Source organism: Vreelandella sp. ssv (assembly GCF_059448525.1).
In genome coordinates this window covers 1,941,467-1,964,287 of the sequence record NZ_CM182545.1, presented here as the reverse complement: position 1 = coordinate 1,964,287, position 22,821 = coordinate 1,941,467, and the positions used below count along the sequence as shown (strand labels likewise).

Below are 22,821 nucleotides of genomic sequence, written 5' to 3'. Positions count from 1 at the left end.
AGTGATCGATTTATAGGGACTGCTCAAGCATCCACTGATAATCCTGTTCACTTGCAACGCGGGGATTCGTTTTATGGGTGTGATCAGCTAAAGCGCCTTTGATAATTCGCGGGAATAGCGCTTGGGACACGTCCAATTCCGCTAAACCCATGGGTAACTCGAGGCGCCTACTCATGTCTTTAATGGCAGGTCCAATATCATCGGGGCTATGGAGCTGCATCGTCTGAGCGATGCGTTCAAGCTTTTGCTCATGCTTTACAGAATCACAGCTAGAATTGAACTCAATAACCGCGGGCAGGAAAATGGCGTTGAGCGTGCCGTGGTGAAGGCGCGGATTAATACCGCCTAACGAATGACTCAAACTATGTACGCACCCTAGTCCTTTCTGAAAGGCCATCGCACCCTGCATCGAGGCACTCATCATATTCATACGTGCTTCCCGATCACCGGGGTTGCGCGTTGCCCGCTCAATATTCAGCCAGCCGCGGCGTAGTCCGTCCAACGCGATGCCGTCAGCAGGCGGATTGAAAGCCGCCGACATGAATGTTTCAAGGCAATGAGATAAAGCGTCCATACCCGTGGCTGCCGTCATTTGTGCGGGCAGACTCAATGTTAACTCAGGGTCACAAATTGCAGATTTAGGTACCAAGTGGGGTGATAACAGGCCAACTTTACGTCCATCTTCCAGAATCAAAATCGCCCCGCGGCCTACTTCACTCCCGGTGCCTGCCGTTGTTGGAATAGCGATCACAGGTGCCGTGGCGGCGGTAATTCGTTCTGAGCCTCCCTCAACCACCGCAAAGGACTTCAAAGAGCCTTCATGGGTACCGCAAATAGCCACCCCTTTCGCAAGATCGATTGAGGAACCGCCTCCAATCGCAATGATGCCATCGAATCCTCCATCTCGGTATAAAGCAGTGGCCTCTCGAACGGCAGCCTCATTGGGGTTGGGAGGCGTCTGATCATAAATGGCTGGCGCTGGATCACGGAGATGCTTCAGTACCTGGTCAACAATACCCGCCGCCCGCACTCCCGCATCGGTCACTACCATTGGATGTCGAATGCCCAGGCGATCACACTCCTGCTGCAACAACGAGGCGGCCCCGAAATCAAATTGAATTTGAGTGACATAGTTGATTATTGCCATTTCATTACCTTTGGAATTGTTAGTGTTTTTAAGTAATAACGTACTCTCGTACGGCGAACAAGCCTGCTCATGAAACGCCACCAGCAAATATCGTTAAGCGTAATTTCGGCCAATTTCCCTCCTAAAAAGCCAGAGGAGAAGCGTCAAAATAGAACTAAAGTCTACAAAATATGATTATTGAACACAATGGTCGTTAATGCTAGATTTGTTTTGCCAATCGATAAATACACAAAAACCGAGGCTCACATAAAAATGATCAATAAAACTAAATCACTCAAGCACATCACTGCTCTACTCCTACTAACAGCATCCAGTTCAGTACTGGCGGCCTACCCTGAAAAACCTATTACTATTATCGTTCCATGGGCCGCAGGTGGCGGCACAGATGCGACCGCGCGCACCATTGCCGCTGCGTTGGAAGAGCAATTGGGCCAAACCGTCAATGTGGTTAACCGTACAGGTGGTAGCGGTGTGGTCGGCCACAGTGCCATGGCGAGTGCAAAACCGGATGGTTACACCCTGGGTTTGGCAACCGGTGAGCTCAATATGATGCACTGGCAAGGCTTAACCGATCTGACTTATGAGGACTTCACCCCGATTGGTCAGATCAACTTTGATTACGCCGGTATTCAAGTAGCCGCCGATGCTCCTTACGACTCGGTACAAGAACTCGTTGATGCTATTGCTGAGCAACCTATGGGTACCTTTAAAGCATCAGGTACAGGACAAGGTGGTGTATGGCATCTCGCCTTTGCGGGTTTCTTGATGGATCAAGGGCTTGAAGCCAACCGCGTAACCTGGATCCCCAGCCAGGGCGCTGCGCCAGCAATGACAGAACTCGCAGCTGGTGGTATCGATATTGTGCCGAGCTCAGTTCCCGAAGGTCGCTCGATGATCGAAGCCGGTCGTGCCAAAAGCCTGGGCATAATGGCACCAGAGCGCATTAACAGCTTCCCCGATGTCCCCACCATTAATGAAGCCATCGGCAGTGATTATCTCGTTGGTGAATGGCGAGGCATCACTGGCCCCAAAGGTATGGATGAGGAAATCGTGGCGACCCTTGAGGAAGCGCTAGAGGCCGCCTACAACAGCGATACCTATCAAGACTTCATGGCTAAACAAGGCTTTGGCACCGAATGGCGTAATGCCGAAGAGTTTGGTGAGCTAATGGTCGAAATGGATGCTGTGTATGGAGAAATTATTGAGAACGTTGGGCTGAGCCAATAAGGGGATAGTCAACATGAGAGATCTCCTTTTGGGGCTAGCCTTCATGCTGCTTGGCGCGGTTGTTATAACTGTCGCTAGCCAGTACCCAACGATGGCAAGCCTTCAATATGGTCCATCTCTGTTTCCCTCCCTCATTGGGGGAGGGTTTCTCATAGGGGGACTGGTACTTTCGGCCACGCAGCTACCTACGCTAAAACGCCAGCTGTCTGGCACAGAGGCGAATGAAGGCAAGCTATTCGACTTACGCTCTATTCTTGTCTCACTTCTCCCCTGCGCACTTATTATCTTTTATATATTCGCTAGCGAGTTCCTTGGCGCAGCCCTGTGCCTGGGCATCATTATGTTCGTGCTCATGCTGGTGAGAAAGACCTCCCTGCCCTTGGCACTGCTTGTCTCCCTTGTCGCGTCCCTCATCATCTATTTTCTATTCTCGCGATACCTGCTGATCCCCCTTCCTGAAGGGCTAATGAATTTTTGGGGTTAGATTATGGAAGCATTTCTGTTAGGGCTGCAGCTCGTTTTTAATATAGAAACAATACTGGTGATCTTTGCAGCCGCTATCTTCGGTGTGTTCGTCGGGGCTGTGCCAGGCCTGACTGCTACGATGGCCGTTGCGCTGCTGGTCCCCATCACCTTCTACATGGACCCCACACCAGCCATTGCGGCCATTGTCACCACATCGGCCATGGCCATCTTTGCTGGGGATATTCCCGCCACCTATTTGAACATTCCCGGCACGCCCTCTTCGGCTGCCTATGTCGCCGATTCACATCTATTGGCGCATAAGGGCCGAGCCAGAGAAACACTGGGCATGAACTTGATCTGTTCGGTGTTTGGCGGTCTATTCGGAACATTAATCCTGGTCTTTGTTTCCCCTTCATTAGCCGAGGTGGCGCTTCAGTTTAGTTCTTATGAATATTTCTGGTTAGCACTACTGGGGTTAAGCTGTTCTATTTTTATCTCCATTGGTTCCAGGGTTAAAGCCTTTCTCTCTTTAATGATCGGTTTACTACTCTCGACTGTCGGCCTGGATATGATGAGTGGTGCCCCCCGCTTCACTTTCGGCATCCCAGACCTGATGGGGGGGATTAACTTCATTCCAGTGATGATCGGTATGTTCGCCCTCAACGAACTCATGCTGTTTTATGGTTCGCGCAATGAGGGAAGAGAGCTGCCGTCGTTATCCAAAGATAGTGTTTTCAAGCAGGCACCGAAGCATATAAAGGCTTATTGGCCAAATATGATAAGAGGCAGCTCGATTGGAACGCTGATTGGTGCACTTCCCGGTGCGGGAGCTGACATTGCAGCCTGGATCGCTTATGCCGTTGGCAAAGGCCGCTCTAAACAGAAACAAGCTTATGGAACCGGTCATATCGAAGGCATTGTCGATGCCAGTTCTGCCAATAACTCGGGGATTAGCGGCGCTTGGGTGCCGGCCTTGGTATTCGGGATTCCGGGTGACTCGATAACCGCCATTGTTATTGGCGTGCTCTACATGAAAGGCATGAATCCTGGCCCCACCATTTTTATGGATGGCACCGGCTTGATCTATGCGCTTTTCATTGTGTTCTTTATTGCCAACTTAATCATGCTACCGATTGGCTATGCGGCAATAAAATCTGCCAAGGTGTTCATATTAACGCCCCGCAAGATCCTGATGCCGATCATCTTGTGCTTCTGTCTCGTCGGCGCCTTCTCTATTAATAATTCGATTACCGATGTCTGGATAATGCTCCTGATCGGGTTTATCGCTTCCATCCTGGCCCGGTGTGATTTTCCAATGGCACCGGCGATTCTGGGTCTAGTGCTGGGCACGACACTGGAAAACAGTTTTATGAGCTCAATGCTGAAAAGCAATGGCGATCTGCTGAGTTTCTTTTCGCGCCCCATCAGCGCCGGTCTTGGTGCGCTCGTTATCTTGCTATGGCTCTCTCCGTTATTAGTCATGGCCTACAAAAAAATCAAAAACAATAGCCATAATAAAGCGCAGAGGATTTCATGAAACGCTATACAAAAGGTTGGTTGGAAGACGTACTGGTTAGCCTGTTCATGGAGGCCGGGGCCTCTCGTGAAGTGAGTGAAACGACCAGTGCCATTCTCATTGAAGGAGATTTGTTAGGTCATCACACCCATGGCATAAAACTGGCTAACGGTTACTTAAAAGATTTGAAGTCGGGCCATGCGTGCGGTGACCACAACGCGATGGTCTTGAAAGAGATCAGCTCAGTCGCTGCCCTGGTGGATGGCCACTATATTCTTGGCCCTTATCTAGTGCAAAAAGCGCTGGAACGCAGTGCAGCGGCGGCAAGAGAGTCTGGGATTGGTATTGTGAGTATCAAGCGCTCACACCATATCGCCTGCCTGGCGTCATACTTGCAGCCTTTCGTCGAGCAAGGCTTGATGCCGATCATTATGACCTCGGATCCAGCGGTGAAATCGGTGGCTCCGTTTGGCGGTCTCTACCCTGTTTACACCCCCAACCCCATTGCAATGGGCATCCCCAGTCGCGTTCAGCCGATCATGATGGATGTCAGTATGTCGACCGTCACGAACGGCAGTGTTGCTAAAGCTAACGCCGAGAAAACCAAAATGGCGCACCCCGTCATCCTGACAAATACGGGCGTTGCTAGCGACGATCCAGCGGATTTTTTCAGCGACCCACAGGGTAGCATCCTGCCGCTTGGTGGCCAGGAATTCGGTCATAAGGGGTTTGCGATGGGATTGATGGTCGAGGCCCTGACCTCGGCATTAGGCGGATTCGGTCGTAAAGACGAGCCCAGCGGTTGGGGAGCCTCTGTCACGGTGATGGTGATCGACCCCGCGCTATTCGCAGGCACAGAGGCGTTCCTTGATGAAACGGATCATTTGGTTAAAGCGTGCCTGAGTTCTCCCCCCGTAGTTCCACAGCGTCCTGTGCGCATGCCTGGCCAAGCGGGCCTTAGCCGACGTGCAGAGTATCTTGATCAGGGTATTCCACTGCCTAACGATGTCGTGGTCGAGCTGCAGAAGGCAATTGATGACTCCTCTTTGAAGGGTCGTTTTTAAGGGGCCTTCGTGTCTGGTTTATAAAAGGGATAACTATGATGTTTGAGCATAATATGGTGCAGCTCACCAACGCTCAGGGTAAAACGGTAGCAGCCAGAGTCGATGGCAATACGCTCCATCTACTTGCTGAACCCCTCTATCCGATTGCATTAGAAGCCGCCAATAAGGGGTTGCGCCTATTTGACGTCGCCAAGAAGTACGCTACAGATGAAATGCTGGATTATGACCAAACGATCCGTGAGCAAAGGTTGTGCCCGCCCATAACGCACCCCGATCCAATGCATTTGGTACTGACCGGTACCGGTTTAACGCATATGGGCAGTGCGGCACCACGCAATAAAATGCATCAACAGAGCAGCGAAGAGAGGCCCTCCCAACAGGAAACGGCTACCGATACGCAAAAAATGTTTCAGCTCGGCGTTGATGGCGGCAAGCCTAGTGATGGCGAAGTCGGCGTACAACCTGAATGGTTTTACAAGGGAACCGGCCACATACTCAAAGCCCCCTATCAGCCGATTGAAATGCCTGAGTTTGCGCTAGACGGTGGCGAAGAGGCTGAGCTGGCGGGCGTCTATATCGTCAACAATGAGGGGCGCGTGTTCCGAATCGGCTATACGCTGGGCAACGAATTTGCGGACCATGTGACGGAAAAGCAGAATTACCTTTATCTTGCCCATTCCAAACTGCGTGAATGTAGCATCGGCCCGGAAATTTTTGTCGATGAGCTGCCTGAAGAGGTCATCGGACGGGTATCAATTCTGCGCCAGGGAAATACGCTATGGACACATTCGTTCTCAAGCGGCGAACGACACATGTGTCACTCCCTAGCCAACCTTGAATTTCACCACTTCAAGTATGCCCAATTTAGCGTACCTGGGCAGGTACACGTGCATTTCTTTGGCGCCGCCATTCTCAGCTTTGCTGATCAAGTTCAGCTTGCCGATGGCGATGAAATGCGCATCGAATGCGACATTTTATCCCGCCCGCTCAGCAATACTTTAAAACATGCCGAAGCTAGGGAAGCGGCGATTCAACGCTTGTGATAAAGATTTCAAACAGTAGGCAAAACGACTTCAAGTTTGCACTACCTGCCACTCTTATCCGCCAGCAGGCTGTTGTAGGTCATATCGACACCATTATTTAACGGTGCTCAGTAGCGAGGTAGTCATGATGAGCGATCAAAAAACAATAGGTTTTATTGGAACAGGCATTATGGGTGGGCCGATGGCCGCCAATCTTGCCAAGGCTGGCTACCAGGTGCGCGCCTGGAATCGCTCCACGGATAAAGCGCAAGCCCTTACCTCACAAGGCATAGAGGTAAGCGAGACTTTCCAGCAGGCGGCTGAGCAAGCAGACGTTGTGGTGGTCATGCTTAGTTCAGGCCCTGTCTGCGATGAGGTGATCCTGGGCCCCAGCGGTCTCTTGGCGTCCATGAAACCGCACAGCACACTGGTGGTGATGAGTTCGATCCCAGTTGAAACTGCCCAGCAGCAAGCCAAGGCCGCTGCTGAGCATGGGATTGGTTATCTGGATGCCCCCGTATCAGGAGGTGAAAAAGGTGCTCAAGCGGGTAATTTGGCAATTATGGTTGGCGGTGAAGTGGCCGCATTCGAGCGCACGAGCGGCTTGCTGAAATCAATGGGCAACCCGGTACATGTCGGCCCCGCGGGTAGCGGCCAACTGGCCAAGTTAGCCAATCAATTAATCGTCGCCAATACCATCGCCACCGTCTCGGAAGCAGTGCTGCTGGCCGAACGCGGCGGTGCCGACCCGGCCAAGGTACGCGAAGCGCTGTTAGGTGGGTTCGCCGATTCCACTATCTTGCGCTCCCATGTCCCCCGCATGATTGCCAATGACTTTGCACCGGGTGGGCCCGCGAAATGGCAACTAAAAGATACCCAAACGACCATTGCGCTCGCTAAAGAGCTGTCGCTTGAACTTCCAGTAACATCGCTGGTTAATAGCCTTTTTACAGACCTTGTTGACCATGGCGACGGAGAGCTCGACCACAGCGCCTTGATTCGAGAGCTCAGACGTAGAAATGAAATGCCCATCGATTAACGACGCACACTATCGTTATCGTTAGCGCAAGTAATCGGGGATGTCGAGAACGCCGTGGTCACGAAAATCGCTAAGGCGTTCTTGAACCTTGGCTTCAGAGCCTGCCAAGTGGGCAGAGAGCGCTTGGCTAGCTTGCTCACCCTGTTTATGACGCATTCTGTCGAAGATTTTAAGATGATCATGAAAGAACGGATCTTTGTCTGGCAGTGCCATGCTTGAGCCCAGCAGGTGCTTGCTCATCAACAGGACAGGGTGCGTGCGCCTTAGCATGTCGAAGATTTCTTGATTACCTCCCATACTCACCGTTGTGTAGTGCAGATCGCTTTCAAGTTCATCCAGTGTGGCGCCTGCGACGTTGGGATATTTCGCTGCTGTCTGCTCTAACTTCTCAATGAAATGGCAGATTTGTTGTTCGGGCATTAACTGCGTGGCCCGGGCAATCATAAAGGGTTCTAGCTGCCTACGCGCCTCATAAAGATTATGCAGCCGGTCATTGTCCAGTGGCACGATGGACCAACTGGTGTACTTAACTTTCTCAACCACTCCAATGGACTGCAGGTAGAGCAGAATTCGGTGAGTAATCGTACGGCTGACATTGTATTTCCTCGCCAGCTGCAGTTCGTTGAGCTCGAACCTACCCTTCATCGAACTCAAGACAACATCATGTTCGACGACATCTGCAATGGCACGCCAAGCGTCAGTGCGCTCAATCTTGGCATCCTCGCCCAGGGCACGAAAATCGGCCGTGGTTAGATTCCGCCTGATAGGGTCACCGGCCGTAGCCCCCACCAAATAGCCACGGCCTTCAAAACGGCAAATTAACTGCTCTTCATGCAAACGCCCTAATGTCTGACGAACAGGGGAGCGGCTCATACCGAATATTTCTGCAATATTGCCTTCGAGTAGCACTAAGCCTGACTCAAGGTGGCCATTGTTGATACTTCGCTTAAGCGCCTCATAAAGCTGGTCTTTCAACGATTGCGACATTTAAGTCACTCATTACATAGGTGTTAGTAAAGGGCTATAGGGCTGTTAAGTAACGGCACCCACCATCCACGGCACAAATTCATTGTTACCATAACCCAACGATTCACTGGCACTCTGCTCGCCTGAGGCAATCGAAATGATCTTCTCAAAAATATGCTCGCCCACTTCTTCTACTGTGGCGGTACCATCCACAATGGTGCCACAGTTAATATCCATATCTTCAAGGATGCTTTCGTACATCTGCGTATTGGTGGCCAGCTTAATACACGGCGCGGGCTTGAATCCGGAGACAGAGCCGCGCCCCGTGGTGAAACACACAACGGTTGCGCCTGAGGCAATCTGCCCCGTGACGGACACCGGATCATAGCCGGGGCTATCCATAAAATTAAAACCTGACTCTTGCAACGGTTGTGCATACTCAAGCACATCGTTAAGGCTGGAAGAACCACTCTTAGCCACAGCACCCAGCGATTTTTCAAGGATGGTAGACAAGCCCCCTGCTTTATTTCCAGGCGAAGGATTATTGTTTAACTCAGCACCATTGATTTGCGTATAGTGTTTCCACCACTCGATCCTTTCGAGCAGCTTACGCGCAACGTCTTCATTGATGGCTCTATCGAGAAGCAAATGCTCAGCACCATAGATTTCAGGCGTTTCACTCAATATAACGCTACCGCCATGCTGGACGATGAGATCAGCCGCATGTCCCAGGGCAGGGTTGGCAGTAATGCCGGAATAGCCGTCTGACCCACCACACTGTAGGGCTACGGTAAGGTGACTCAGCGGGGCCGGGCGTCTCTCGGCATGACGGTAGTCATTCGACATTTGACGAATTTTTTCGGACGCCTTTTCAATACTGGCTCGGGTTCCGCCAGCGCTCTGAATATTAAAATAAAATATTCTTGATGTATCTGTCAGTCCGTATTTTTCAACCAGCTGCTTAACTTGATTAGCTTCGCAACCTAAACCAATAATTAGCACAAAAGCAAAATTCGGATTGATCGCATAGCCATTCAATACTCGTTCAAGGAATGCAAACCCCTCAGACTCCGTATTCATTGCGCAGCCTGAACCATGGGTTACCGGCACAACGCCATCAAAACCTAATGCCTCAAACTCACCGCTGGCATTGAGACGCTCTGCAACCACTTTTGAGACCGTGGCTGAACAGTTCACGGTGGAAAGAATGCCGATATAGTTGCGGGTCCCTACTTGTCCATTTGCCCGATGGTAACCATTAAAGGTGCGCTGGCTTTCAGTCACTGATGTCCTTGGCGCTGGCTTGAAATGCTCAAGTGAAGTGTCACGTTCCCACATAACAATATTGTGCGTATGCACATGCTCACCGGCCTCGATGCGCCGCGTTGCCAACCCAATAATCTGACCATATTTGAAGATGGGCTGTTCTGGCTCAATGACAGTTAACGCAACCTTATGGCCAGCATCAATATTCTCATAGGCAGTGTGCTGCTCATCGTCAATGGGGTATCCCTTCGGAACGGCCCTACTCGCCACGCCAACGTTGTCATGCAGATTCAACCTAATGACAGCAGGTACACTATTGATAAGCTCCATTATTTTCTCCCTAGGCCTCTTTGACGTGTGCAAATCACTCAGTACCCCGCACCAGCGCATTTAGAATTGTTGTACTGGGCATATTATACTATCGTCGAGTTAATGATCATTGTGTGCAATATTCAATCAAGGTCAGTTTACTTTCTCTCGAAGCGCATGTCGATAGTCATACAATAGAGTGAGGGAAAACGGCGGGATGGCGGTCATAGCTGCTATTTATAGATGAGAAAAACGCCAACAAACAGGAACCCAGAGGGTTGGCGCGTCAGGTATTTGTACAATTTCCAGTCTGTCTTGAATGCTTAGGCTATAGTCCCAATATAAGGATGTAATCGCCAAAGCAATTGGAACCAGGAGGTTCGCATGAGGAAATGGATTATAATGGCCCTCGTAAACTGGCTGCGTAAGCCAGCCAATCGGCAGAAAGCCAAAGATGCTTGGACAGGGTTTCGTGGTCGCAGTGATGCAAAGCGTACGCCTCAACACACTCAGGCTACACCGCGTGATACATCAGCTAAACGCCCCAGCGACACCTTCGACAACCGACCTTGAACGCAACGTATCTCATCAGCATACACATGTGAAAATGGTCGTCCCCCTGAATGCTAATATACATTCATAAGAAAGCCCCGCTAGCAGCACCAGTGGGGCTTAACTGTTTGAAGAATAGAGAGGCTGGAAGGCATTGATGCGCAACGCGGCCCGTCACTGATCCTCGTCACGATGCTACGCTGAAGCGGAACGGTGTATCCAGCTCGCCAATGGCACTTTAGTAGCTCCCCAGAGTGAATATCCTGCGGAATCTCTTCACCCCAACTTTTGGAAAACCCCTTCCTTCCCCTCCGCCTTATCGTCTTTACTTTTTCGCCCATGATGTTTTACACCGATATTTTTACAGCAGTTTTTAAAAAGGCTTACAGCCAGCGCTCAAACTACTGGGTGGTTAGTCGACAGCAAGGTCGGCGGTCACGGCTCTTCCAGTTTGAACAATCGACATGATTGGCTATACCTGTGAGTAGATATTTTTTTTAGTGCACATGCCCACCTATGAACTTTGTTAATCATTCTGCTTCGTTTTGGCCTAAATAAATTGTAAATCAGTTTATTAATGAGCCGACAAGGAGGAGCCAAAATGATTTTCACTGACCGTATTCATGCGGGTAACGAGCTAGCCATGGAACTAGCGGCTTATGCGGGGTGCGACAACACCATTCTGCTGGCATTGCCTCGTGGCGGGGTACCCATTGCCGCCGAGATTAGCCGTGAATTACGCTTGCCAATGGATCTGATACTGGTGCGCAAACTTGGGGTTCCCGGCCATGAAGAATTCGCCATGGGGGCTATCACGTCCGGCGACCATTGTGTGCTTCACCAAGAGGTCATTGAGGCTCTCGGGTTGACCCCTGAACAGATCAAAAAGGTAGCGGATCGAGAAAAAACCGAACTTGAACGCCGTGAAAAGGTGTATCGAGGTGATGCTCCGGCACTCGACTTGACGGGCATGACTGTCATTCTGGTAGATGATGGCCTGGCTACCGGCGCTAGTATGGAAGCTGCAATTGCTGCCGCACGCCATAGCGGCGCCGATGACATTGTGGTGGCCGTTCCCGTTGCCGCCTACGACACCTGCCGCAGGCTCGAAAACCAAGTGAACCGTGTGGTATGTCCGCATCAGCTTGTCAACTTCAGCGGAGTCGGGCGTTGGTATGTCAACTTTCCCCAAGTCTCGGATAGCGAAGTAATTGAGCTTCTGCTTCAGCAAAAGCAAGAAAGACAAGGCCTTCGAGAGAGGCGAGTATGAAAGATAATGATGACAAAAGTGATGGCAAGAGTACCGTGCAGGCAATCGAGGAAAATGCTCTGGAACTCACGGGCAGCGCTGAAGACTATGATGCAATTATTGAGGCGGCACGGGGCAATCGGTTCGTCATGATCGGCGAAGCCTCGCATGGCACGCGGGAGTTCTATAGGGTTCGTGCGGAAATAACATGCCGCCTGATCGAGGAACAAGGCTTCGCAGCGGTAGCGGTAGAGGCCGACTGGCCGGATGCCTATGCCATTAATCGCTACGTATGGAACGTTTCCTCAGCCACTAGCGCTGAGCAAGCGCTCGATGCCTTCAAACGCTTTCCGGTATGGATGTGGGCCAATACCGAAGTGCGTGACTTCGTGCGCTGGCTGGCCTCGTTCAACGAAGCGCGCCTTAGTACCTCCAGACAGCGCGAACGACCGGTTGGCTTTTACGGGCTGGATTTATACAGCATGGGCAACTCGGTGCATGCGGTACTCGATTATCTCGATAAACATGATCCACCTGCGGCAAAGCGTGCCCGTCAACGCTATGCCTGCCTAGATCAGTTTCTGGATCAACCGCAACGATATGGCAGGTCGCTCGAACTGGGGCTAACCCTGTCGTGCGAACAGGCAATTATCGACCAACTGATTGAGCTGCAGCACCAGATCCTGCCGCGCCTGAAAGGTGATCATCAAATTGAAGAAGAGCAACGCTTTTGTGTCGAACAGAATGCCAAGGTCGTACTCCATGCCGAAGAGTATTATCGTTCCATGTTTCAGGGCCGAGTTAGCTCCTGGAACCTGCGAGATGGGCATATGTTCGAGACACTGGAAGCCTTGCAGGCGCATCTCAGCGAGAAGTTGAACCGGCCTGCCGGTGTAATAGTCTGGGCGCACAATTCCCATATCGGTAACGCCGCGGTTACCGACATGGGACGCTGGGGTGAATTCAACGTCGGTCAGCTGGCTCGCGAGAAATATGCCAAGCATACTTTACTAGTGGGCTTCACCACCGCCACCGGCGAGGTTACCGCTGCCAGCAACTGGAATGAGCCGGGGAAAAGTATAAGCGTACGCGACCCCCTGGAAGACAGCTACGAACGGCTGTTCCAGCAAGTAAAGTACAAGCGCTTCATGATTGATCTACGCGAGCGAAATGCGGCAACGGCGGTGCTCACCCCTCCCCGCTTGCACCGCGCCATCGGGGTGATCTACCGTCCAGAAACCGAGCGTCAGAGCCATTATTTTCTCAGTACCTTGCCACAGCAATACGATTTCATCCTGCATATCGACAAGACCCATGCCCTTGAGGCGTTAGCGGTGATATCGCCGCCCGAGGACAATGAACCCGCCGACACCTATCCCACTGGCTACTGAAGTTGCGGACTGCATCGCGTTCGATCCCCCTGATTATTCAAGCGATGTGCCAGTACGCGAGTCAGTTAAGATATATGAATCCCGTTCATTGCAGCCTTTTTACCCATTTAACAGCTAGCCCCCTTTCAAACGGCTTGTGATATCACCAAAATACATTAATAGTTTAGCTAACGAATAAAGACTGGCATTTCTTGAGATATCTAATTAAAAATTATTTTCAAGCTAGCTTTATTCGCTTCCTCTTTCTGACGCGATAACTAACTTCTTGCGTCATGAGCAACTGAAGGCTTCTTTACCATATTGGAAAGTCTTTGGGAGGTCGCAATCTTGACAATGCCACGCCTGATTAACAGTGCCATCCACGTTTATGCAGACATAGAAGGCTTCGATGCCTTAGCCGAGCTTGCTCTGGACCTACGCTCCTCCTGGAATCATGCGACAGATCGAATATGGCGGACTCTTGACCCTGAACATTGGGAATTGGCTCATAATCCTTGGGTCGTATTACAGACAGTCTCCCGACAAACCCTTGAAAGACGACTCGCTTCACCTGACTTCAGACAGGAAGTGGAAGATCTTCTCCAAGCCCGGCGAGATGCTTCAGCATTACCGTCTTGGTTCCACAATAAATATTCACGCGGTTCGCTGGGAACCGTAGCTTACTTCTGCATGGAGTTCATGCTCAGTGAAGCCTTGCCGATCTATTCTGGCGGATTGGGCAATGTCGCAGGCGATCAACTGAAGGCAGCCAGTGATATGGGCGTACCAGTGATCGGCGTCGGCCTGCTATATCAACAAGGCTACTTCCGCCAGATTATTGACCAGCACGGTAAACAGCAGGCACTGTTCCCCTTTAACGACCCCGGGCAACTGCCTATTGTTCCTCTACGGTTTGATAATGGCGAATGGGTTCGGATAAAGGTTGAAATGCCTGCGTATGCCGTTTGGTTGCGTGCGTGGGAGGCGCAGGTAGGTCGTGTGAAGCTTTACTTACTGGATAGCAACGATATAGCCAATGTTCCTGCACATCGTGGCATCACCAGTGAACTCTACGGCGGAGGGAATGAACTGAGACTGCAGCAGGAAATCCTGCTCGGCATTGGGGGCTGGCGTCTGTTAAGCGCCCTGGGTATTGAGCCCGAGATCTGTCATCTGAACGAAGGGCACGCTGCTTTTGCCTTACTTGAGCGGGCAGCGCAGTTCATGCGCAGCTATGCCCTGCCCTTCGACGGTGCCTTAGATATCCTCGTGCGGGCAACCTTTTTACAACTCATACTGCAGTAGCAGCAGGATTTGATCGCTTCGAGCCTAGTCTGATTCGGCAATACCTTACTGACTATGCCGAGCAAACGTTGAATATACCTATAGATTCGCTTCTAGCGTTAGGCCGACAAAATCCCGAAGACCCGCACGAACCTTTAACGACCGCCTATCTTGCATTACGCGGTAGTGGCGCGGTGAACGGCGTAAGTCGCTTGCATGCGCGTGTTAGCCGCCATCTGTTTGCTCCTCTCTTCCCTCGCTGGCCCATTCACGAAGTGCCAGTTGGTTATGTCACAAACGGCGTTCATATGCCTAGCTGGGACTCGGTTGCAGCAGATGAATTGTGGACGAATGTGTGCGGCCACGATCGCTGGCACGGTGCGGCGGAAGGTATCGGTGAGTCGATCCGTCAGGTATCTCTTACACAGCTGTGGCAACTCCGGTTAGCAGCGAGTACCACGCTAGTCGAGTATATCCGTGAGCGACTGTCTCGCCAGTTAGCTGCATCCGGCTCGACTCATCATGCCATTGAAGCGGCAAAACGCATTTTTGATCCTGGCATATTAACCTTAGGCTTTGCCCGCCGCTTCGCTGAATACAAGCGTCCCAATCTGCTTTTGCAAGACCCCGAGCGACTGCTCAAGTTACTCGCTGATACTGAAAAGCCCGTACAGCTCGTTATTGCTGGCAAGGCACATCCCGCCGACCTGGCTGGCCAAGCTATGATCCAAACGTGGCTTCGCTTCATTCAGCGACCTGATGCAAGAGATCACATCGTATTCCTGAGCGACTATGACATGCAGGTTGCCGAACAGTTAGTTCAAGGTGTCGATGTCTGGATTAATACGCCCCGTCGGCCCTGGGAGGCGAGTGGTACTAGCGGTATGAAGGTGCTAGTCAATGGTGGGCTGAATCTTTCGGTACTTGATGGTTGGTGGACGGAAGCCTATGCCCCTGACGTGGGCTGGGCGATAGGCGACGGCTTGGAGCATGAAAATTATACTATCTGGGATGCTAGCGAAGCCCAGGAACTGTATGAGCGGCTTGAGCGAGAAATTATCCCGGCGTTCTATGACCGCGATGAATCAGGCATTCCCTGCGCCTGGGTCAGCCGCATGCGGGAAAGCATGGCGACACTGACAACGAAGTACTCCACCAACCGTTCCCTAAGCGAGTATGTTGAAAAGTATTACCTTCCGGCAGCCACTTCCTTTCGCCACCGCGTCGCGGAATGCCAATCCGGAGCCTACCTATACAAAATACGACAGACTCCTTCAGTTTTACTTGACCACTACAGTCGCTGGGCAGGCGTACATATTCAAGAGCCATCATATACTCGTGATCATCAGCTTTGTTTCGAAATCGAAGTTTATCTAGGATAATCTAGCCGCCGATAGCGTGCAAGTCGAGCTCTATGCTGAGGGGATGGCAGGTAGCGAGCCCGAAATTATTCGGATGCAATGTCTCCGACCATTGGCAAACGCAGCCAACGGATATGTCTATCAAGCCTTTGTTGAAACAACCCGCCCCGAAACAGATTATACGGCACGAGTTATACCTAAACATGATGATAGAGCCATCCCTCTCGAAAACCAGAATATTGTCTGGCAGCGTTAGGAGTACCCAATGTTGAGCACACCCAATCAGAGTTAACTCCTTCTACGAAAGCGTTTGCCGTTGCATCGTGCCTCCTATGGGGAGTGCTCACGGAGTCGGTCGATAGAAGAGCTGACTGTCTTATTCCTGTGTCTTTCTGAGCCGCAGCAGAGCACTAAGAAAGAACGCACTGCCGATGAGAGCTAGCGCCATCAAGTGAGGCCAGACAATGCACAACCCAGCCCCACGAAACAGAATAGCCTGAGCGAGTTCAACGAAATGAGTGGTCGGTGCGACAAGCATGATGCGCTGCACAATCTCTGGCATGTTCTCGCGCGGCGTCATGCCGCCCGACAGAATTTGTAATGGAATCAGTACCAAGATGATTAAAAGCCCCAGTTGCGGCATCGAACGCGCCAACGTGCCTAGAAAAATACCCATCGACGTAGTAGCGAAAAGCAGCAGCGTGGCGCCGAAAAGATAGAGCATCAGCGAGCCGCGAAGAGGTACTTGTAGCCAGCCTTCGACGATGATGCGTAGCGCGAATACAGAAGCCAGCAGAACAACCAGCCCCATCGACCAGACCTTCGCCAGCATTATCTCAAACGAGGTAACCGGCATGACCAACAAATGCTCGATGGTGCCGTGTTCCCGCTCACGGATCAACGCCGCGCCGGTCAGGATAATTGACAGCATGGTGATTTGGTTGATGGCTTCGTTAATGGCGCCGAACCAGCTTCGGTTGAGGTTGGGGTTAAACTCGGCCCTTACCACTGCCTCAATGATGCCTGGCGTTGGTTGCTGAAGTCCGCCAACAAAAGTGGCCACCTCGTCGCTTATGATACGGTGGATATGCCCAGCACCGGTGAAAGCTTGACTGACTTGGGTAGCGTCGACGTTCAACTGGATGGTCGGCTGGCGTCCAGCCAGAAGGTCACGTTGGAAGTCAGGAGGAATGTTCAGTGTAAAGGTATAGCGCCCCGCATCCATGCCACTGTCCATTTGGGCAATGTCGATAAACTCGGGCGGCAAAAAATAGGGAAGCTGGAAAGCATTAACGATACGCGACGAAGCCTGTGATTGATCCTCGTCGACGATGGCTACACTCGCGCGAAACGGCGCCTCCGGCTCGCCAGTGGCACTTAGGTAGATCCCCAGAGTGAATGAGTAAATGATCAGTAACATCAGGGCCGGATCGCGGTATAGGCTGCGTATTTCCTTGATACCAAGTTGCAGGATATTAGAAAGCTTGGCCATGTCAGCGCTCCTGCTTCCTAAGCCCAAAAACACTGAGTAACGTCAACACGGGAATAGTGATCAACAGGGCCAGGAAATAGGGCGTCAAATCTCCCAAGCTGAGCGCCTTGGAAAACACGCCTCGGCTGATGATCAGAAAATGGCTTGTGGGGTAAATATGTCCAATGACAGCCGCCCCCCCTTGCAGCGCGGAAACCGGAGAGAGCAACCCCGAAAACTGGATGGCAGGCACCAATGTAGCGATAGCGGTACCGAAGATGGCGGCAATCTGGCTATGTAGCACCGATGACATCAATAACCCCATCCCCGTGGAGCAGATCACATAGAGCAGCGCGCCTAGACTCAATGTCAGCAGGCTACCCTTGACCGGCACGTCAAATACCAACACAGCGAATGCCACCAAGGTGGCGAAATTGATCATCGCCAGCATTATGTAGGGCAACTGTTTGCCGAGCAGAAATTCCAAGCGAGAAACCGGCGTGACGTAAAGATTGATAATAGAACCAAGCTCCTTCTCACGAACGATTCCCAGTGCAGTGAGCATCGCTGGTATCAGCATTAGCAGCAGCGGGATCATCGCCGGGGCCATGGCCGGTAGGCTTCTAACGTCGGGATTGTAGCGGTAGCGGATGGCGATCTCGACGGGGGAATAATAAGCTGCAGTACCGACGCTCAAGCGAGCCAAGCTATCAGCATGAATCCCCTCAACATACCCCTTGATAGTATCGGCTCTAACCGGCATTGAGCCATCAATCCAGTAAGCAACGATGGGAACATCACCGCGCTTTAGATCGCGGCCAAACCCTGGAGGAATCTCCACTGCCAGACTAATGTCTCCGCTGCGTAGGCGCTGCTGTATATCGCTGTAGTCGGTCAGAGGCGGTTGTTCGGTAAAGTAACGCGATCCCGTTAGATTGAGGGTATAGGCTTGGCTGGTAGTGGTCTGGTCACGGTCGAGCACGGCATAGGCCAGATGCTCGACATCCATGTTGATGCCATACCCCATGATAAACATCAGGATTAAGCTACCCAGTAGCGCCAGCGTGGCGCGTATCGGATCGCGACGCAGCTCCAGAGTCTCCCGGTGGGTATAGCTGAATAACCGTCGCAGGCTGACAGCCAGACTACCGGTCTGGATCGGTTGTTGCGGTGCCAGAGAGGCCGTTATCGGTTTTGCGGGCTCAGTCTCGGCTATCGTGCTAGCCTCCTTGAGGTACGCCATAAAGGTCGCTTCTAGTGTGGGTAAACCACGCGACGCCAGTAGCCTCTCAGGAGTGTCGGTGGCTAACACGCGCCCAGCATGCATCAATGCAATGCGGTCGCAGCGCATTGCTTCGTTCATGAAATGCGTGGAGATGAAGATCGTCACTCCTTCGCCGCGTGATATCTGCCCTAACAGCTGCCAGAAGTCATCGCGTGCTATCGGATCAACACCGGAGGTGGGTTCATCGAGGATGAGTATTTCCGGCCGGTGAATAACGGCCACTGCCAGAGACAGACGCTGGCGCACACCCAGTGGAAGCGCAGGCGGTAATTTATCAGCCACTGCCTTGAGATCAAAGCGATCCAGCATCTCTTCCACGCGTGTGTCGCGCTCCGCCTTAGGAAGATGAAAAAGGCGGGCATGCAATTTTAAATTCTGACGCAGCGTGAGCTCCGCATAGAGAGAGAAACCCTGGGACATGTAGCCCACCCGACGGCGCGTAGCAATGTCGCGCGGATCGACGGGCTTGTCGAACAGCAACGCTTGTCCTTCGCTGGCGGGAAGTAGCCCAGTGAGCATCTTCATCGTGGTGGTTTTTCCACAGCCGTTGGATCCCAGGAAACCAAATATCTCACCGCGCTCAATACGAAAATCAGCATGGTCCACGGCGACGAAATCGCCAAACTGCTTGGTAAGTCCATGAGCCTCAATGGCTATGTTCGCGTCAGGTTGACGCGGCGTTATCTTGAACTCTCGATACCTGCTCCGTTTCGTCTTGGGCAATAACCTGATGAAAGCTTCCTCAAGCGTGGCACTGGCCGTCGTTGCCAGCAGATCATCAGGCGAGCCGGTATTCAGTACCTGCCCGTCGTCCATGACCACCAGCCAATCAAAACTTCGCGCCTCCTCCATATAGGCAGTGGCGACTATCACGCTCATATCTGGGCGCTTGCCACGTATTCTGCCTATCAGTTCCCAAAACTGGGCGCGTGACAAAGGATCGACGCCAGTGGTGGGTTCGTCGAGTATCAATAAATCGGGATCGTGGATCAGCGCACAGCACAACCCCAGCTTCTGTTTCATACCGCCGGAGAGTTTGCCGGCAGGACGATCCGTAAACCCGGCCAGACCAGTACTGTTCACTAGTTCGGTAATGCGACCATGACGAGTCAGGCGGTCCAGACCGAATAAGCGGCCAAAGAAGTCAAGATTCTCAAAGACCGTCAGGGTGGGATAGAGGTTCTTTCCCAAGCCCTGAGGCATATAGGCAATCAGCCGACACATCTGCTTGCGATGCCGCCCTTCTGCCATATCACCGCCTAACACGACAACCTTGCCTTGCTGAATTTTCCTAGCACCGGCGATCAGGGCCATCAAACTTGACTTACCAACGCCATCAGGCCCGATCAACCCCACCATATTGCCAGCGGGGATGACCAAATTTAGGTCGGTTAATGCATGAACTGCGCCATAGCGTAAACCGACATCTTTCAGCCACACCACAGGCTCATCAGGGATCATGGCGTCACATTGACCTTCAGTTCATCGGGCCAATTGAGGGTATCATCAAGCTTGAGATAGGCCATGCCCGGCAGGCCGGTCTTGACTTGGTCTAAGTGCTGTTCAAGTAGCTCGGGGTCGATACGGGCCTTGACTCGAAACATCAGCTTTTCTCTTTCGCTGGCCGTCTCCACGGTCTTGGGGGTGAATTGGGCCACGCTAGAGACGTAGCTAACGTTGGCAGGGATTACATACTGAGGTGCTGCGTCGAGTACCAGATGCACATCGGCACCCAGCGCAACACGCCCGACTTGACGCTCAGGTAGAAAAAAGGTCATGTAGACATCCGTCAGATCGACGAGATTGAGTACCACCCCGCCGGCTGGCAACACCTCACCGGGCTGGGCGACGCGGTATTGAACCCTTGCCACCCGGTCACTGCGCAGTTGGCTATCTTCGAGATCTGCTTCTAGCTTCTCCACCGTAGCGCTCGCCGCTTCAATGGCCGCCTGAGACTCAATGACCTGCGAATCAGCCGCCTCAATGGCTGCCAAGGCAGCGAGTACGCCAGCACGCGCTGCCGTCAGCGCGGCTTCGGCACTCTCCAGGTTTGCCCGATCGTCGTCGAGTTGCTGCCTTGACAAGGCATTTCGAGCCACCAACGCCAGCGTTCTTTCATAACGCTTTTGGGCCGCCGTTAGCTCGGCTTGGCGTTGCAATACAATGGCATCGGCAGCCGTTTTTTCGCTCTGACGTTGAGCTACCTGTGCCTGGGCAGTCCGTGTCGCACTCTCGGCCTGCCGAACCTGTGCCCTGGCCTGTCCCAATTCGGCTTCTAGCACCTTTGTGTCCATACGCGCCAAGAGCTGATTCGGCTCGACCTGTTCCCCTTCGCCAACGAGCACTTCTTCCACGCGACCAGCCTGCTTTGTTGCAATATCGATTTCTGTCGCTTCAATTCGCCCATTGCCGCTGGCAAAGTCATCCCCCAACCCCTCGGAACGAAACTCAAACCACACCAGTACACCTGCAATGAGGACGGTTCCCGTAGCTATTATCAATCGCCATGCCACTTTTCTCAGTAAGAAGGGCAAGATATGACTTCCTCGATTATTTAATGACCTGAAGAAAAAACTCTATAACGGTTAGCGCCGTTAATCGTTTTTTACAAGCATTATGAAAATGGAACAAAAACAATACGCTGACGCAGATCAATAAAGCCTTTTTCTCTTTATTAACCAGCCTGTTCTTATTTGAGTATAGCTAGCGACTCATTTTATTAATGTGCTGATTAGGTTCAAAATTTTAATATAGTTACTCATCATTTTTGCTATTTGCAGTTCGTTAAGCCTGTCTTAAGTTACCTATTTGATGATGACATGTGTGCCTATCGACCTAATTGCCGGCACGAACATTCATCATCCAAAGAGGTATTCCCATGCAAACGCACATTATCAAAACCATGACAGCCGTGTCGTTACTAGCTGCTAGCGCGGCTGCGCTAGCCGAAACCCATTGTACTGATGCGCCCAAGGACGAGTGGATCAGCCAGGCTGATATGGAAGAGCGTCTCGACGAAATGGGTTATGAGATCAAAGAGTTTAAGGTTACCGATGGCAACTGCTATGAGATCTACGGCTGGGATGAGCAGGAACGTCGGGTAGAGATCTATTTCAATCCAGTGGATGCCAGCATCGTGAAGCAGAAAATCGAGGAGTGATGTGATGGCCTCTGTGGTCGATAATACCCGTATCCGCGTATGGGATCCGTTGGTCAGGATAGTGCATTGGGCGTTGGCTGCGGGTATCGCCGCCAACCTTTGGCTTACCGAAGAAGGAGGTGGTTGGCACCGATGGGTAGGCTATACCCTGGTCGCTTTGGTCGTAGTACGTATCTGCTGGGGATTTATCGGCCCCTGGAGTGCTCGCTGGCGGAGCTTCTGGCCTACCTTAAACCGACTTAAATGTGCCCTGCGTGGTCGCGAAAGCAAGGCAGGGCAAATCGGCGTCACTCATACACCGCTAGGTGCCATTATGATGCTGGTGCTGCTTGGATTGATCCTTGGGCTGGGTGTAACCGGATACATGATGGAGGAAACCGATCGTTACTGGGGAGTGAGCTGGGTCGAAGAGACTCACGAGTTCATGGCCAACGCGTTTCTTTTCTTAGTACCTCTGCATGTGTTGGGTGCTGTGGTAGAAAGCATCAAAAAACGCGATAACCTAATCTTAGGCATGGTGCATGGGAAACGTCGTCGGCTTACCTCCAACACCAACGATAATGATGCTCCGCCTTAAAATGAGGTTAAGACCATACCGTCATAGTGGCCACTACCTGATTTCCAACCAGCGGCCACTTCGGTATTACTCACCCTTTTTTACATCTTCGAGGAAAGCAACAGTACCCTCTATAGAGCCGCCATCGAAAGAAAACGCAAACAACTCAAGGCACTTCTTACTATTTTAATCTATATCAAGTTTTTCAAAGCCGATAGAATCAAATGGAGTCTCGTAGGATAGAGCGCTCAATCATTTTTGGATGGAGGGTTATGAGCTTCAATCGAAGCGGCACAGGTACGCAGTGATATGCATGTCACGGGCTTACATCGTTTTTCTTCTCGTTGGTAACCTCTTCCAACCTTGACAGGATACCCATATGGCTCCCCTGTTAGCTACAACCAGAAGCATAAAGCCGTCGAATTTAAACTCGTTTGGCTTTAGGAAGTATATTTGCATTATCGATGAAGCGATATAGACTTATTGATATGAATCATCAAAATAAAAAACAC

At 51.7% G+C, this 22,821-nt stretch carries 18 protein-coding genes and 1 pseudogene; 13 read left to right on the top strand and 6 right to left on the bottom strand.

What is annotated here, in order from left to right:
• Positions 1-10 precede the first annotated feature (10 nt).
• On the bottom strand, positions 11-1,147 hold the full coding sequence (gene gbd, locus AC5TBW_RS08990) for a 4-hydroxybutyrate dehydrogenase (RefSeq protein ID WP_495511725.1): 1,137 nt from the start codon (positions 1,145-1,147) through the stop codon (positions 11-13).
• A 252-nt stretch (positions 1,148-1,399) separates the two neighbouring features.
• Here gbd and AC5TBW_RS08985 point away from each other — a divergent pair, with 252 nt between their 5' ends.
• The 6 genes from AC5TBW_RS08985 to AC5TBW_RS08960 all read left to right on the top strand — a co-directional run bounded on the left by AC5TBW_RS08985 (position 1,400) and on the right by AC5TBW_RS08960 (position 7,480).
• Positions 1,400-2,374, top strand: coding sequence for a tripartite tricarboxylate transporter substrate binding protein (locus tag AC5TBW_RS08985; protein WP_495511724.1), 975 nt, complete (start codon positions 1,400-1,402; stop codon positions 2,372-2,374).
• A gap of 13 nt (positions 2,375-2,387) precedes the next feature.
• Positions 2,388-2,858, top strand: a complete 471-nt coding sequence (locus AC5TBW_RS08980; RefSeq protein ID WP_495511723.1) for a tripartite tricarboxylate transporter TctB family protein — start codon at positions 2,388-2,390, stop codon at positions 2,856-2,858.
• 3 nt (positions 2,859-2,861) lie between these two features.
• Positions 2,862-4,376 (top strand): tripartite tricarboxylate transporter permease, encoded by a 1,515-nt coding sequence (locus AC5TBW_RS08975; RefSeq protein ID WP_495511722.1) that lies wholly within the window; start codon positions 2,862-2,864, stop codon positions 4,374-4,376.
• A complete protein-coding gene (locus AC5TBW_RS08970; protein WP_495511721.1) occupies positions 4,373-5,419 on the top strand; it encodes an Ldh family oxidoreductase in 1,047 nt (348 codons plus the stop codon). The genes AC5TBW_RS08975 and AC5TBW_RS08970 overlap by 4 nt, the downstream gene beginning before the upstream one ends.
• Before the next feature lie 38 nt (positions 5,420-5,457).
• A complete protein-coding gene (gene araD1, locus AC5TBW_RS08965) occupies positions 5,458-6,462 on the top strand; it encodes an AraD1 family protein (protein WP_495511720.1) in 1,005 nt (334 codons plus the stop codon).
• A gap of 124 nt (positions 6,463-6,586) precedes the next feature.
• A complete protein-coding gene (locus AC5TBW_RS08960; protein ID WP_495511719.1) occupies positions 6,587-7,480 on the top strand; it encodes an NAD(P)-dependent oxidoreductase in 894 nt (297 codons plus the stop codon).
• A 21-nt stretch (positions 7,481-7,501) separates the two neighbouring features.
• Here AC5TBW_RS08960 and AC5TBW_RS08955 read toward each other — a convergent pair whose 3' ends face one another.
• Together AC5TBW_RS08955 and AC5TBW_RS08950 are read right to left on the bottom strand one after the other, a co-directional pair.
• A complete protein-coding gene (locus AC5TBW_RS08955) occupies positions 7,502-8,467 on the bottom strand; it encodes a GntR family transcriptional regulator (protein ID WP_495511718.1) in 966 nt (321 codons plus the stop codon).
• A 45-nt stretch (positions 8,468-8,512) separates the two neighbouring features.
• Positions 8,513-10,042, bottom strand: coding sequence for a UxaA family hydrolase (locus AC5TBW_RS08950; protein WP_495511717.1), 1,530 nt, complete (start codon positions 10,040-10,042; stop codon positions 8,513-8,515).
• A 381-nt stretch (positions 10,043-10,423) separates the two neighbouring features.
• Between AC5TBW_RS08950 and AC5TBW_RS08945 the strand changes: the two genes are divergently transcribed.
• From AC5TBW_RS08945 to glgP (AC5TBW_RS08925), 5 genes and pseudogenes are all read left to right on the top strand, one after another.
• On the top strand, positions 10,424-10,594 hold the full coding sequence (locus tag AC5TBW_RS08945) for a hypothetical protein (protein ID WP_495511716.1): 171 nt from the start codon (positions 10,424-10,426) through the stop codon (positions 10,592-10,594).
• Between the two features lie 580 nt (positions 10,595-11,174).
• On the top strand, positions 11,175-11,843 hold the full coding sequence (locus tag AC5TBW_RS08940; protein ID WP_495511715.1) for a phosphoribosyltransferase: 669 nt from the start codon (positions 11,175-11,177) through the stop codon (positions 11,841-11,843).
• Complete coding sequence (locus tag AC5TBW_RS08935) at positions 11,840-13,213, top strand: erythromycin esterase family protein (RefSeq protein WP_495511714.1); 1,374 nt, start codon at positions 11,840-11,842, stop codon at positions 13,211-13,213. The genes AC5TBW_RS08940 and AC5TBW_RS08935 overlap by 4 nt, the downstream gene beginning before the upstream one ends.
• A gap of 333 nt (positions 13,214-13,546) precedes the next feature.
• Complete coding sequence (gene glgP / locus AC5TBW_RS08930) at positions 13,547-14,497, top strand: alpha-glucan family phosphorylase (RefSeq protein WP_495511937.1); 951 nt, start codon at positions 13,547-13,549, stop codon at positions 14,495-14,497.
• A gap of 23 nt (positions 14,498-14,520) precedes the next feature.
• Positions 14,521-15,858, top strand: a pseudogene (gene glgP, locus AC5TBW_RS08925) (alpha-glucan family phosphorylase); the annotation flags it as partial.
• A 355-nt stretch (positions 15,859-16,213) separates the two neighbouring features.
• On the opposite strand, the gene AC5TBW_RS08920 reads toward glgP (AC5TBW_RS08925), so the two are convergent.
• The 3 genes from AC5TBW_RS08920 to AC5TBW_RS08910 are packed head-to-tail and all read right to left on the bottom strand — an operon-like array spanning position 16,214 to position 21,052.
• Positions 16,214-17,329 (bottom strand): ABC transporter permease, encoded by a 1,116-nt coding sequence (locus AC5TBW_RS08920; protein ID WP_495511713.1) that lies wholly within the window; start codon positions 17,327-17,329, stop codon positions 16,214-16,216.
• 1 nt (position 17,330) lies between these two features.
• Positions 17,331-20,054, bottom strand: a complete 2,724-nt coding sequence (gene rbbA, locus AC5TBW_RS08915) for a ribosome-associated ATPase/putative transporter RbbA (protein WP_495511712.1) — start codon at positions 20,052-20,054, stop codon at positions 17,331-17,333.
• Complete coding sequence (locus tag AC5TBW_RS08910) at positions 20,051-21,052, bottom strand: HlyD family secretion protein (RefSeq protein WP_495511711.1); 1,002 nt, start codon at positions 21,050-21,052, stop codon at positions 20,051-20,053. Before AC5TBW_RS08910 ends, rbbA begins: the two co-directional genes overlap by 4 nt.
• A 419-nt stretch (positions 21,053-21,471) precedes the next feature.
• Between AC5TBW_RS08910 and AC5TBW_RS08905 the strand changes: the two genes are divergently transcribed.
• Positions 21,472-21,753, top strand: coding sequence for a PepSY domain-containing protein (locus tag AC5TBW_RS08905; RefSeq protein WP_495511710.1), 282 nt, complete (start codon positions 21,472-21,474; stop codon positions 21,751-21,753).
• A gap of 4 nt (positions 21,754-21,757) precedes the next feature.
• On the top strand, positions 21,758-22,330 hold the full coding sequence (locus AC5TBW_RS08900) for a cytochrome b/b6 domain-containing protein (RefSeq protein WP_495511709.1): 573 nt from the start codon (positions 21,758-21,760) through the stop codon (positions 22,328-22,330).
• Positions 22,331-22,821: the final 491 nt, after the last annotated feature.

Bases quoted from the DNA above. Each gene is read 5' to 3' on its own strand.
- rbbA (WP_495511712.1), bottom strand. From the start codon at position 20,054: ATGATCCCTGATGAGCCTGTGGTGTGGCTGAAAGATGTCGGTTTACGC.
- glgP (WP_495511937.1), top strand. From the start codon at position 13,547: ATGCCACGCCTGATTAACAGTGCCATCCACGTTTATGCAGACATAGAA.
- AC5TBW_RS08940 (WP_495511715.1), top strand. From the start codon at position 11,175: ATGATTTTCACTGACCGTATTCATGCGGGTAACGAGCTAGCCATGGAA.
- AC5TBW_RS08975 (WP_495511722.1), top strand. From the start codon at position 2,862: ATGGAAGCATTTCTGTTAGGGCTGCAGCTCGTTTTTAATATAGAAACA.
- AC5TBW_RS08905 (WP_495511710.1), top strand. From the start codon at position 21,472: ATGCAAACGCACATTATCAAAACCATGACAGCCGTGTCGTTACTAGCT.
- AC5TBW_RS08920 (WP_495511713.1), bottom strand. From the start codon at position 17,329: ATGGCCAAGCTTTCTAATATCCTGCAACTTGGTATCAAGGAAATACGC.
- AC5TBW_RS08935 (WP_495511714.1), top strand. From the start codon at position 11,840: ATGAAAGATAATGATGACAAAAGTGATGGCAAGAGTACCGTGCAGGCA.
- AC5TBW_RS08945 (WP_495511716.1), top strand. From the start codon at position 10,424: ATGGCCCTCGTAAACTGGCTGCGTAAGCCAGCCAATCGGCAGAAAGCC.
- AC5TBW_RS08950 (WP_495511717.1), bottom strand. From the start codon at position 10,042: ATGGAGCTTATCAATAGTGTACCTGCTGTCATTAGGTTGAATCTGCAT.
- AC5TBW_RS08985 (WP_495511724.1), top strand. From the start codon at position 1,400: ATGATCAATAAAACTAAATCACTCAAGCACATCACTGCTCTACTCCTA.
- araD1 (WP_495511720.1), top strand. From the start codon at position 5,458: ATGTTTGAGCATAATATGGTGCAGCTCACCAACGCTCAGGGTAAAACG.
- AC5TBW_RS08900 (WP_495511709.1), top strand. From the start codon at position 21,758: ATGGCCTCTGTGGTCGATAATACCCGTATCCGCGTATGGGATCCGTTG.
- AC5TBW_RS08980 (WP_495511723.1), top strand. From the start codon at position 2,388: ATGAGAGATCTCCTTTTGGGGCTAGCCTTCATGCTGCTTGGCGCGGTT.
- gbd (WP_495511725.1), bottom strand. From the start codon at position 1,147: ATGGCAATAATCAACTATGTCACTCAAATTCAATTTGATTTCGGGGCC.
- AC5TBW_RS08970 (WP_495511721.1), top strand. From the start codon at position 4,373: ATGAAACGCTATACAAAAGGTTGGTTGGAAGACGTACTGGTTAGCCTG.
- AC5TBW_RS08955 (WP_495511718.1), bottom strand. From the start codon at position 8,467: ATGTCGCAATCGTTGAAAGACCAGCTTTATGAGGCGCTTAAGCGAAGT.
- AC5TBW_RS08960 (WP_495511719.1), top strand. From the start codon at position 6,587: ATGATGAGCGATCAAAAAACAATAGGTTTTATTGGAACAGGCATTATG.